The 12,554-nt window shown below is 60.6% G+C and carries 9 protein-coding genes; 7 read left to right on the forward strand and 2 right to left on the reverse strand.

Annotated elements, in window-relative coordinates:
- Positions 1-13 precede the first annotated feature (13 nt).
- Both QM647_RS07775 and QM647_RS07780 read left to right on the forward strand, forming a co-directional pair.
- Positions 14-1,813 carry a tetratricopeptide repeat protein gene (locus QM647_RS07775; RefSeq protein WP_414994938.1) on the forward strand — a complete coding sequence of 600 codons (1,800 nt, stop codon included), beginning with the start codon at positions 14-16 and terminating at the stop codon, positions 1,811-1,813.
- A gap of 3 nt (positions 1,814-1,816) precedes the next feature.
- A complete protein-coding gene (locus QM647_RS07780) occupies positions 1,817-2,680 on the forward strand; it encodes a 4-(cytidine 5'-diphospho)-2-C-methyl-D-erythritol kinase (RefSeq protein ID WP_414994939.1) in 864 nt (287 codons plus the stop codon).
- On the opposite strand, the gene QM647_RS07785 is transcribed toward QM647_RS07780, so the two are convergent.
- Together QM647_RS07785 and QM647_RS07790 are read right to left on the reverse strand one after the other, a co-directional pair.
- Positions 2,615-3,094 (reverse strand): DUF6157 family protein, encoded by a 480-nt coding sequence (locus QM647_RS07785; protein ID WP_414994940.1) that lies wholly within the window; start codon positions 3,092-3,094, stop codon positions 2,615-2,617. The two genes, QM647_RS07780 and QM647_RS07785, sit on opposite strands and share 66 nt — an antisense overlap.
- 98 nt (positions 3,095-3,192) lie before the next feature.
- A complete protein-coding gene (locus QM647_RS07790; protein WP_414994941.1) occupies positions 3,193-4,506 on the reverse strand; it encodes an AmpG family muropeptide MFS transporter in 1,314 nt (437 codons plus the stop codon).
- A 138-nt stretch (positions 4,507-4,644) separates the two neighbouring features.
- Here QM647_RS07790 and QM647_RS07795 point away from each other — a divergent pair, with 138 nt between their 5' ends.
- The 5 genes from QM647_RS07795 (at position 4,645) to QM647_RS07815 (ending at position 12,551) form a co-directional block, all read left to right on the forward strand.
- Positions 4,645-5,532 (forward strand): glycine--tRNA ligase subunit alpha, encoded by an 888-nt coding sequence (locus QM647_RS07795; protein ID WP_414994942.1) that lies wholly within the window; start codon positions 4,645-4,647, stop codon positions 5,530-5,532.
- The gene (glyS, locus tag QM647_RS07800) at positions 5,532-7,841 is read left to right on the forward strand and encodes a glycine--tRNA ligase subunit beta (RefSeq protein ID WP_414994943.1); all 2,310 of its coding nucleotides are present in this window, start codon (positions 5,532-5,534) and stop codon (positions 7,839-7,841) included. Before QM647_RS07795 ends, glyS begins: the two co-directional genes overlap by 1 nt.
- A 96-nt stretch (positions 7,842-7,937) precedes the next feature.
- Positions 7,938-10,604, forward strand: a complete 2,667-nt coding sequence (gene ppdK, locus QM647_RS07805) for a pyruvate, phosphate dikinase (protein WP_414994944.1) — start codon at positions 7,938-7,940, stop codon at positions 10,602-10,604.
- Positions 10,605-10,739: 135 nt separating this feature from the next.
- On the forward strand, positions 10,740-11,678 hold the full coding sequence (locus QM647_RS07810) for an OmpA family protein (RefSeq protein ID WP_414994945.1): 939 nt from the start codon (positions 10,740-10,742) through the stop codon (positions 11,676-11,678).
- Between the two features lie 129 nt (positions 11,679-11,807).
- Complete coding sequence (locus QM647_RS07815) at positions 11,808-12,551, forward strand: hypothetical protein (RefSeq protein ID WP_414994946.1); 744 nt, start codon at positions 11,808-11,810, stop codon at positions 12,549-12,551.
- The last annotated feature ends 3 nt before the right edge of the window (positions 12,552-12,554 follow it).

Raw genomic sequence — 12,554 nt, forward strand, 5'->3', positions numbered from 1 at the left:
CGTGAAAAAGAGTATGCTGCGGACGACCGGCCTGGGCTTGACCCTTGCTTTTGCGGGCCTGACCTTCCATGCGCCGGTGCAGGCCAGCACCCCTGCGGCGGCCGCTCCACGCGTGATCTATGCCGATGCGCGTCAGGAACTGTCGGTCTATCCCAGCCCCTATGCCAATTATCTGGTCGGGCGTTTCGCCATGGCCCAGGGCGATGTTCGCACGGCCGCCCGGGCGCTCGGCGATGCCACGGCCGCTGATCCGACCCAAGCCGATTTGCGTGAAAAAGCCTTTCTGATCAGCATATTGGGCGGTGATATCGACCGCGCCGCTACATTGGCCCAGGGTATGGCGGCCACGAACGATACCAGTCAGCAAATGATCGGCCTGGTTGGGGCGGTGCGCGCCGTCAAGGCCGATAAACCGGCGCAGGCGCTTAAAAGCATCGACGCCCTGCTGAAGGCGAGCCCGCATGATCGCAATGGCCTTTTGCTGCGGCCCTATATTCTGGCCATGAACGGCCAGTCGAAAGCGGCGCTGGACGAATCGGCCGACTCTTCTCTGCAGGGCAATGACAGTGACCGGCTCCTGTCCTACTTGATCAAGGCCGAGCGGGCGCGAATCAACGAGATCAAGGGCCACGCCGACGCGGCCGAAGCGCTTTACAAGTCGCTGTATCAGCCAGGAGCGGCCAGCTACATCTTTGGCCCGGACTATGCGTCCTTCTTGGAGCGGCAGGGGCGCAAGGACGACGCAAAGGCCATTTGGCAAAATATTGCGGACCAGACCAATGATGTCGTGGCGACTCAGGCGCTGAAACGTCTGGCCTCCGGCGACGGCAAGGCGCCCGCCCTGCCGGGTCTGACGGAGAGTATGGCGCAGGCTCTGTTTGTCTCGGCCACTGTGTCGTTCAGTGAGCACGACAGCGAGTTTGCCCTGGCGAACCTGCATCTCTCGATGTATCTCGATGACAATTCGGACCGCGAACGCATCTTCCTCGGTCAGGTTCAGTCGGAGCTTAAAGACCCGGATGCGGCTCAGGCCGCTTGGGCCAGCATCCAGCCTGACTCGCCTTTCTACAATGAATCGGTCTTGCGCCGTATCTGGGCCATGCGTGGCGATGATGATCAGGATAATGCCCTGTCCCTGGTCGATACTGCGCTGGATCATGATCCAGATAATATCAGCCTCGTGATCGAAAAAGCGGGCATCCTTCACGCCATGGACCGTGACAAGGACGCCCTGGCCGTGATGAATGCGCGCATCCAGCGCGTCGGTGACAAGGACTTCGGCTGGCAGGCGCTCTACACCCAGGCCATCGTCTACGAAGGCCTGGACCGTTGGAGCGATGCGGAAGCCGCCATCAGCAAGGCGCGGGCGATCAACGGTAACCAGCCGGAAATCCTCAACTTCCTGGGCTATGGCTGGATCAACCGCGGTGAAAAGATCGATGACGGCATGGACCTGATCCGTCTGGCCTTGAAGAGCAATCCCAAGTCCGGCGCGATCATCGATTCGCTTGGCTGGGGCTACTACAAGAAGGGCCAGTACGATGAGGCGCTCGGCTTCATCGAGCAGGCTGTGCAGATGGAGCCGGCCGATCCAGAGATCAACGAGCATCTGGGTGATGTTTACAAGGCCCTGGGACGCAGCACGGAGGCCGGCTATGAATGGTCGCGCGTGCTGACGCTCAAGACGACGGAAAAGCAGGCGGCGATCGTGCGCCAGAAGCTGGCGGCCAATGCCACCGCGCCAGCGGTGGCGGAGAGCAAGCAGAAGGCGCCGACCACAGCGCTGAACGACGAGCACAAAACCCGTCGGTAACTCATGCTGGCCCCGGCTAAGATCAATCTCTACCTGCATGTCGCAGCGCCCGACTCACGCGGCTATCATCCGTTACAAAGTCTTGTGACCTTCGCCGACATCGGCGATGAAGTGACGCTTTTACCGGCTGAAGCGAAATTGCCGCTGCTGTCGATAACCGGACCTTTTGCCGGCGGCCTTGAGGCAGGCGAAGGCAATCTGATCGTAAAGGCCGTGCGCCGGTTCGAGGCATGGACTGGCATTGCGATCGATAAACATCGTATCGAGCTGGTGAAAAACCTGCCTTTGGCCTCCGGTATCGGTGGCGGCAGCGCGGATGCCGGCGCGACGTTGCGTAGTCTGCGTGAGAGCTACGCGCCGGACATGAGCGACGATGATCTGGCGACGATAGCAGGCCAGACGGGCGCAGATGGCGTCATGTGCCTGTGGAGCCGTCCGGCCTTCGCGGAAGGCTATGGCGAGCGCATTACCCCTGTAAGTCTGCCGCCGGTGAATGCAATAATGATCAATCCGGGTGTTGAGTGTCCAACCGCGCAGGTTTATGGGGGATTCGATGCCCTGGGGCATGTGCATGAGATCGACGCGGCTGCGGAATTTGAAGGCGTTAACGATATCCATGCCCTGATCGCGGCACTGAGTCATACACGCAATGATCTTCAGGCGCCCGCCATTGCCCTTCAGACCGCCATCGCCGATGTGTTGACCTTGCTGGAAGCGCAGGATGAAACCCTGTTCGCGCGCATGTCCGGTTCCGGTGCGACCTGCTTTGCCTTGTGCGAAACGGCCGAAGCGGCCGAAGCCTTAGGCGTGCGAATGCAGGCGATGTTGCCCGGTGCGTGGGTGCGCAACTGCCGGCTTGGTGGCTGATTGGCCGGTCGGCGCGGGGCGTTTTGAACGCATGGCCATTTCCACCCGGTTCTCAGGATCGTTCAGAAGTTTCTGGTAAGCAATGGAATCGACAGGGTAAATGGCGATTTTTCCCGCCCCGTTGTAGTGTGCGCCAAAGCCATGCGTCTTGGTCAGCGGCGAGGCGCGCATGCACGGATGTCCCTTCGAAAAGAAGGCCTCGCGATGGCTGTCGCGCTCGGCCTGAGGGATATCGTTGCGCCGACAGTAGATTTCGAAATTGAAGCTGTCGAGGTCGTATTCGTAGGGATGCTCGCTCAGCAACTCGTAATGCATCCGTGCGACGGTGGGTTTGCCGGGTTTCTCAGGCGGGACCACGCCCATGGTGGCCGTGCTGTCATCGGCGATACGGATAAAGGCGTTGGTGATTTTCATAACTCACCCCTGTGGCAAAATTTCTTTTTATGACAGACAGTTAATGCGTGCCGGCATAAAAAGACGATATGATTGTCAGCAGACTCAATGACTCAGTTTTAGCGCTCTGAGAATACGCCTTTTTGCCGCAGACACCAGCACAGGATCAGGCAGGGCAGGCCGATGGCGGCGGTGATCATGAAGAAGGCGGAGTAGGCATTATCCAGCCCCAGGGAGGGGGCCAGGCTATCCACTGCCAGGCCGGTGAAGCCCTTCAGGATTTTGCCGGTCAGAGCGGCGACCGAATACATCAGAGCATAGTGGGTGAGGGTGTGGTCGCGGCCGGTCATGCGCGTCATGAAGGCGATCAGGGCGGTTTCGGCAATGCCGTTGGAGAGATTGTCGGCCAGCAGGGTCAGGCCGAAAACGCTCAAATTTCCGTGCGCCACCGACATGCACGAAAAGCACAGGTTGGAGACCGGCCCGATCAGGGCGCCGAGAATGAAGGTGCGCTGCAGTCCGAACACCAACAGGCAGGTGCCGCCGGCAGCCACGCCCAGCAGCGAGGCCCACAGCCCGACCCCGGCGCGCATGGCGGCTATGGCATCCGGATCGATGCCCGTATCGACGTACATGGTGCCGGCGAGATTGGTCAGGTAGTCGGGCAGGCGATAAAGCGCCAGGGTCAGCAGGATCAGCCCGGCCGTTCCCTTGTGCTCCTGGAAGAAACTGACAAAGGGATCGACGATCAGTTCGCGGAAGGTTTTGGCCGCGGCGGTATGGTGTTGTTCGACCTCGGTGCGGTGCGCAAGCAGGGTCGCGGTCACGCCTATGACCAGCAGGGCAGCGATGGCCGTATAGGAGAGAGGCCAGCCCATCCGTTTGGACAGGACGAGGATCAGCGAGTCGGTCAGGAGTATGCCGCCGCGCCAGCCATAGGCCCAGAAACTGGGATTGAGCGCCTGATCGGCGGCATTGGCGGTCTGTTCGACCCGCCAGGCATCGACTGCGATTTCCTGGGAAGCGGCGGAAAAGGCCACGAAGGTGGCGGCCGCCAGGAACAGGCCCATATGGTGCGGGCCGATCGCCGCCATGCCGACCAGTCCAAGCGCGATGCCGATCTGGCTCAGCAGCATGTAGCTGCGCCTCTGGCCTAGCCAGCCATAGAGCAGGGGCAGGCGGGCCTTGTCCATGAAAGGCGCCCACAGGAACTTGAAGCCGTAGAGCAGGCTGACCCAGCCGGTAAAGCTGATCAGGGTGAGGGAAATATGCTCGGCACGCAACCAGAAGGCCAGGGTGCCGCCCACTAGCAGATAAGGCAGGGCGCAGGAAAAGCCGAGCGCCAGCAAAAGCCAGGAGGTCGGCTGTTTCAGCGCCTGCTTTACGGCGGCGAGGCGGCTTTTCAGTGTCGGTTTGGTATCGCTTGCGATCATCTGGTGGCTCCCTGGGCGATCAAGCCAGATTCTCATCGTCGCGGACAGGTTTTCTTTGAAAATACCGGGTCTTTTGGCTTGCTCGACAGCGGCGGCCCCTCTATGTTCGCCGAAAATTCGGCTGCCCTCTAAAAGAACATGTCAAACGCAGAGCCCTTATCGTTCCAGGACCTCATCCTGACTCTTCATGCCTACTGGTCCGAGCAGGGCTGCGCGATTCTCCAGCCTTACGACGTTGAGGTGGGGGCGGGGACACTGCATCCGGCGACGGTTCTGCGCGCGCTCGGCAAGAAGCCGTGGAAGGCCGCCTATGTCCAGCCGTCGCGCCGTCCGGTCGACGGGCGCTATGGTGAGAACCCCAACCGCCTCCAGCACTATTATCAGTATCAGGTCATCCTGAAGCCGAACCCGGAAAACCTGCAAGAACTGTATCTCGGTTCGCTGAAGGCCATCGGACTCGATCCGCAACTGCACGATATCCGCTTTGTCGAGGACGACTGGGAAAACCCAACGGTCGGTGCCTGGGGCCTCGGCTGGGAAGTGTGGTGCGACGGCATGGAAGTGACGCAGTACACCTATTTCCAGGGCGTTGGTGGCATCGAGGTCGATGTTGTGTCCGGGGAGCTGACCTACGGGCTGGAGCGTCTGGCGATGTATGTCCAGAACGTCGACAATGTCTACGACCTGAAGTTCAACAAGGCCGGCGTGAAATACGGCGACGTGTTCAAGGAGCAGGAACGCCAGTTCTCGGCCTTCAATTTCGAGGCCTCCGATGTGGCCACGCTCAAGCGCCAGTTCGAGGATATGGAAATCCAGGTGAAGCGTATTCTGGAAACAAAGAACTCCCTGGGGTATCCGCTGGTCCTGCCGGCCTATGACCATGTGCTCAAGGCGTCGCACCTGTTCAACCTGATGGATGCACGCGGCGCCATCGCCGTGGCCGAGCGCCAGTCCTATATTGGCCGTATCCGTGATCTCTGTAAGGCCTGCGCCCTCGAATGGGCCAAGCAGGAGGAGACACGCTAATGGCTCAGTTGTTGATTGAACTGTTTTCTGAGGAAATTCCGGCCCGCATGCAATTGGGCGCGGCGCGTGATTTCGGCCGGTTATTCCAACAAGCTTTGTACAAAGCTGGCTTAGATGACGCCAGCTTTAACGTTGATGCTAATAAAACCTATGAGCTTCGCACGTTCGTCGGGCCTCGTCGTCTGACTCTTGTTGTCGACGGGTTGGCGAAGGAAACGGCAGCAATAAATGACGTGTTGCGTGGTCCGAAAGTTAGTGCTCCGGAACAAGCTTTGGAGGGTTTTCTTCGCAAAGCTGGTGTAACGCGTGATGCTTTGACTGAAAGTGTTGATGGCACATGGACAGCGCATATCTATAAGCCGGGACGCAAAACGATTGATTTGCTTCCGGAGATGCTGCGTGAGGTCATCCTCAGCTTCCCTTGGCCGAAGTCGATGCGTTCGGGCACCTCCACCTTCCGCTGGGTGCGGCCGTTGAAACGCATCCTGTTCCTGTTCGATGGCGAGGTCATCCCGTTTGAACTGGAGGGGTTGACGGCTTCCAATCTGACCGAAGGGCATCGTTTCCTCGGCTCGGGCCAGGCGCTGCCGGTCAGCGATTTTGCCAGCTACCAGAAGGCCTTGGCCGATAATTCTGTCATTCTGGATCATGCCGAGCGCCAGAAAATCATTCTGGAACAGGCCAAGGCGGCCTGCGCCGCCGCCGGTTGCGAACTGATCGAGGATCAGGGGCTGCTGGAGGAAGTGGCCGGTCTGAACGAATTCCCCGTGCCACTGTTGGGCGACATGGACCCGCAGTTCCTGACCCTGCCGCCCGAAGTCATCAAGACCTCGATGCGCACGCACCAGAAGTATTTCGCTGTGCGCGACGCTGCGGGAAAGATGGCCGCAAAGTTCGTCATTACCTCGAACATGAAGGCGGTCGATGGCGGCGCGGAAATCAAGCGCGGCAATGCCAAGGTGCTGTCGGCGCGCCTGTCGGATGGTGTCTTTTTCTGGAAGGAAGACAACCGTCAGGGCAATTTTGATCAATGGTTGACCAAGCTGAATGGCGTGACCTTCCATGCCAAAATCGGCACCATGGCGCAGCGCGTGGCGCGCATCATCGAACTGACGAAGGCTATCGCCCCGTTCGTCCATGCCGATGCGACCGTGGCCGGTGAGGCGGCGCGTCTCGCCAAGGCCGACCTGGCCTCTTACATGGTGGGAGAGTTCCCCGAATTGCAGGGCATCATGGGCGGTTACTATGCCGATGCCGCAGGGCTGAAACCCGAGATCGCCAACGCCATCCGCGAACATTACAAGCCGCAAGGCCCTTCCGACACCGTGCCGGAAGCCGCCGTTTCGGCCGCGGTCGCCCTGGCTGACAAACTCGATACCCTGATCGGTTTCTTCGCCATCGATGAAAAGCCGACCGGCTCGAAGGATCCGTTTGCCCTGCGTCGTTCGGCGCTTGGCATTCTGCGTATCCTGCGCCAGCACAATGTGCGTGTCGCCCTGAGTGATCTCGTGGGCTTCTGGTACAAGAGCCTGCTGATCTATGCCGGGCCGGATCGCGCCGTCTATGTCGATACCGACAACTGGCGCGGTTCCGCCGGTCCGCGCGTGGCTGAAGGCGAGGGCGAGATCTTCGACAACTATCTGCGCGATTTCAAGCAAGGCCTGCTGGAAAGCCCGGTCTGGGTGATCCCGACTGATCGTGATTACGACCTCGATATCATGTACGAGCATGTGCCGAACGTGCCGGAAGTCGAAGGAGCTTTGCTGAGCTTCCGCAGCTATGCCCAGGTCGGCGCCGAAATCGAGGACTTCATGGCCGACCGCCTGAAGGTCCAGCTCAAGGACGAAGGCTTCCGCTTCGATGTCATCGAGGCTGTTTTTGCCCTGAAGGACGGCGATGTCGTCCGCCAGACGCAGAAGATCGCCGCGCTGGAAGCCATTCTGAAGGCGCCGGAAGGTGAAAACCTGCTGGCTGCCCATAAGCGCGCCGCCAATATCCTGGCCGCCGAAGCAAAAAAGGGCGACCTGCCGAAGGCCGATCCCAAGGCCCTGCCGGGCGCGCCCGCCGTGGAAACCGCGCTTCTGACGCGCCTCAATATGGCACATCGGGCCATTGGCACGGCGCTTGAACAGGAAAAATATATTGACGCCTTGCGAGAAATTGCTGCAATGCGAGAAAATATCGACGCCTTCCTTGAGGGCGTGCTGGTCAATGCGGAGGACGCGGACGTCCGCGCCAACCGTCTGGCCATGCTGAAAGCTGTGTGTGATTTGTCGGGCGGGATCGCTGATCTCAGCAGGATCGCCTGATCTATTTTTATATAATATTACGGGAAAACAACGAGTTTCCCGAAACACCTCGCTTTAAATAACAAGTACATGCTTTAAAATGAAAAGGGAAAGTTCATGTCGAAGCACTGGGTTTACGCCTTCAAAGCCGGAAAGGCCGATGGCAATGCCTCAATGAAGGCGCTTCTGGGCGGCAAGGGAGCCAATCTGGCTGAAATGTCGTCGCTTAATCTGCCGGTGCCGGCGGGTTTCACCATCACCACGGAAGCCTGCGTTCACTATTTCAGGAACGAACAGGCCCTGCCGGACGGTCTGGTGGACGAGGTCGAGAAGGCGCTCGCCGAACTGGAAGCGACCACCGGCAAGGGCTTCGGCCAGGTCGGAAATCCGCTGCTCGTCTCCGTCCGTTCCGGAGCGCGTGCTTCGATGCCGGGCATGATGGACACGGTCCTCAATCTCGGCCTGAACGATGAAACGGTTGAAGGTCTGGCGACCCTGACCGGCGACCGCCGCTTCGCGCTCGACTGCTACCGCCGCTTCATTACCATGTACTCGAACGTCGTGCTGGGCGTCAGCCACCACAGCTTCGAGGATATCCTCGACGATCACAAGGATCGCTTAGGCATTACGGTCGATACCGACATCACCGACAAGGACTGGACCCGTATCATCGCCGACTACAAGGCCATGGTAAAATCCGAGCTTGGCGAGGACTTCCCACAGGAGCCCAAGGCGCAGCTCTGGGGGGCCGTGAAGGCGGTTTTCAGTTCGTGGATGAACGACCGCGCCAAGTTCTATCGCAAGATGCATGATATCCCTGAGGACTGGGGCACGGCTGTCAATATCCAGTCGATGGTTTTCGGCAATATGGGCGAAACCTCGGCCACTGGCGTGGCCTTCACACGCAACCCTTCGACCGGCGACGGTGACCTGTACGGCGAGTTCCTGCTGAATGCGCAGGGCGAAGACGTGGTGGCCGGCATCCGCACCCCGCAGGCCCTGACCAAGAAGGCTCGCGAGGAAATGGGCGAACGCTCGCCTTCCATGGAAGAGTCGCTGCCGGACGTCTTCACCCAGTTCAAGTCAACGGTTGATACGCTGGAAAACCATTACCGCGACGTGCAGGACGTGGAGTTCACGGTCGAGCAGGGCAAGCTCTACATGCTCCAGACCCGCAACGCCAAGCGGACCTCCAAGGCCGCGCTCAAGATTGCCGTGGACATGGCCAAGGAAGGCCTGATCACGCCGCAGGAAGCGTTGATGCGCATCGATGCCGGCTCGCTCGATCAACTGTTGCACCCGATGCTCGACCCGAAGGCCGAGAAGGTCGTGATCGCGCGCGGCCTGCCGGCCTCGCCGGGCGCCGCCTCGGGCAAGATCGTTTTCACCGCCGATGACGCCGTGCGCTTTGCCGCGGCGGGCGAAGACGTCATCCTGGTGCGCGATGAAACCTCGCCGGAAGACATTCACGGCATGCACGCTGCCAAGGCCATCGTCACGGCGCGTGGCGGCATGACCTCCCACGCGGCGGTCGTGGCGCGCGGCATGGGCCGTCCGTGCGTTTCCGGCGCCGGTGAAATGAACATCTATGCCGAACGCGGTGAGTTCGTCTCGCGTGGCCAGACGTTCAAGCACGGCGAGATCATCACGCTCGATGGCTCTTCGGGCGAGATCATGAAGGGCGCCATCCGCATGATCGAGCCGGAGTTCTCCGAGGACTTCCACCAGATCATGCGCTGGGCCGACGAGTTCAAGACCCTGGCCATCCGCACCAATGCCGAGACGCCTGCGGATGCCCGCACGGCTGTCGGTTTCGGCGCCGAGGGCATCGGTTTGTGCCGTACCGAGCATATGTTCTTCGATGACGAACGTATCTCGGCGGTGCGCGAAATGATCCTGGCCGATGACGAGGCCGGCCGCCGCAAGGCACTGGAAAAGATCCAGCCGATGCAGAAGGCCGATTTCGCCGAACTGTTCCGCATCATGGACGGCCTGCCGGTGACCATCCGTCTGCTCGATCCGCCGCTGCACGAATTCCTGCCGCACACGGCGGAAGACATGCAGGCCGTGGCCGAGGCTTCCGGCGTGGGCGAGGAAAAGCTCTACAAGCGCACCAAGGAACTCAGCGAAACCAACCCCATGCTGGGCTGGCGCGGCTGCCGTCTGGGCGTCACCTTCCCGGAAATCTATGAAAGCCAGTTGACTGCCATCTTCGAGGCGGCGGTGGAAGTGGCGGCATCCGGTGGCAAGCCGCAGCCGGAAATCATGCACCCGCTGGTCGCCACCCGCGAGGAAATGGCTTTCCTGTCGGCCATGACGCACAAGATCGCCAAGGCGGTCTTCGCGGCCAAGGGTACGGAAGTCGCCTACAAGGTCGGCACCATGATCGAGCTGCCGCGCGCCGCCCTGCTGGCCGACAAGCTGGCCGAGACGGCGGAGTTCTTCTCCTTCGGCACCAATGACCTGACCCAGACCACCTTCGGCATCAGCCGCGATGACTCGGGCCGCTTCCTGAATCCCTATATCGAAAAGGGAATCTTCGAGAAGGACCCGTTCGTCTCGCTCGACCAGGACGGCGTTGGCGCGCTGATCAAGATCGCGGCGGGAAAAGGCAAGAAACAGCGCCCGGATATCAAGATGGGTATCTGCGGCGAGCATGGCGGCGATCCGGCTTCCATCGCCTTCTGCCATGGCGCCGGCCTGGCCTATGTCTCCTGTTCGCCCTATCGCGTCCCGGTGGCGCGTCTGGCGGCGGCGCAGGCGGCGATCGGCACCAGCGAATAGCACGAGCGTTACATCGAAAGCACAGCGGAGAGGGGGCAATTTATTTGTCCCCTCTCAGTTGTTTTGGGTGGTTGTTTGTTGCGCCTGCACGCGATAAAAAGGTTAACGCAATCTGACTTCGTGTGGGGGTAACCGATGACAGCTAGGGCCGTTTGGATCGCAGGACTGTGCGGCCTGGCGACCTTGAGCGCCGTCGGGCTTTATCGCGTTCTGCCTGCCATGCAAAGCGATCTCAAATCTAGCGTGGATCAGGCCCTGGCGAAGCGCGGACTCGATCAGGTCAAGGCGGACGTCTCCGGCCAGACCGTTATCCTGAGCGCAAAAACAGCAAGCCCTGAAGCACGGGCGCAATTGGCAGAGGCGCGCCAGACGCTCGACAGCGTTACCATGAATGCGCCGGTCCTGCCGGGTGGTAAGCTCGTCAATAGCCCGATCAGTCACATCGAAGTCGTGGGGCCAAAGATGCCGGTGCCCGTCCAGGCGCCCGTTCAAGGTGGGGCGGTGATCGTGGCCGCTGTCTCGTCTTCCGCCAGCGCCATCTCCCAAGCGGTAGCGTCGTCGTTTTCCCCTCCGCCGCCGGTTCAGCCGACAAAAGGGCAACCCATAGATATCATTCATGGCGATGGCGCTACGGCGGTGGCTTATTCGGGTGACCGGCCGCGCGTGGCCGGAGATAATGCCATAGATGCCAGTGCCCAGGCCGCCCGCGCCTGCGATCAGGACCTGGCCGTGGCCGTGGCCAGTCGTCAGATCAGCTACCAGCCGGGCACCTATAATCTGACGCCGGAGAGCGAGCGCCTGATCGCCGATGTATACAAGGCCGTCAATGCCTGTCCGGTGCCGGTGCGGGTCACGGTGTCGGGCTATACCGATAATCTCGGTGACGGCTTGGTCAACCAGACGATTTCACAGGCCCGCGCGCAGGCAGCGGCCGATGCGCTGGTGGCGCGCGGCCTGGCGCCGGATCGCGTGACGGTGCGCGGGTTTGGCGGCGCCTTGCCGATCGCCGATAATGTCACGGCCGAGGGACGGGCGAAAAACCGCCGCGTCGTTTTCACCGTCAACGCCGGATAGGGGGATAAAATGTTGCATCTGGTCATGGAATTGCGCTGGCTTCTGGCTGGCGCCGCGGCACTGGGGCTGGTCACAGGCTTTCTCGCCAAACGTGTCAGCCAGCCGAAACTGAAGCGATAAAGGCCAGTCATGACACTCCTGATCCTGAAATCGATGTCTCTGATGCTGGGCGCCTTTGTACTGTTTGGCTGGTTAGGCTGGAATCTGGCCCGCCGGACGCACAGCTATCATAGCGCGTTTGAGCGGCCGTCGCCGGTGTTCTTCGAGGTGCCCGAGGTGCTTGAAGCCGCCGATATCGTTGTGCCCCAACCGGCGGCGGAAGCGAAACTTGAGCTGGTTCCGGCCTCGCCGGTCTCCTATCTCGATGCCGCCGCCGAGGCCTTTACCAGCGGTGTGGTGGTTCCGTTCAAGGCGCCCGAAGCAGAAAAAGAAGCGGAAAAGGTTGTGGACAAGGCCCCTTACACACCTCTGCAGACCGCGCCGCGCTTTGAAACTGCCGCCGCTTCAGCGGCAAGTCTTGGGGCCAGCAATGTTTTTATTCATCGCGAAGGCTTCAGCCTGCAAAGACGCGCCTCGAGCCTGGCCAGCATGACGCCGGAGAGTGTGCAGGTGGCCGTTCAGCAGGCGGGTTCGGGTCTGGAGCCCATCCGCGTCGGTGTTCCACAAAGCCCGCCAGATGACCTGACGGTGATTTCCGGTATCGATGAGGCGCGCCAGACCGAGCTGAATGGTCTGGGTATCTTCTACTTCTGGCAGGTGGCCGGCTGGTCGCCGGAAAATGTCGCCTGGATGTCCAGCCGCCTCTTGTCGCCGGAACGCCTGGTGCGCGAGAACTGGATGTCACAGGCGGCGCGTTTGGCCAGGCTGCATTAAGCA

The sequence above is a fragment of the Asticcacaulis sp. genome, from assembly GCF_047605585.1.
Classification (GTDB): domain Bacteria; phylum Pseudomonadota; class Alphaproteobacteria; order Caulobacterales; family Caulobacteraceae; genus Asticcacaulis.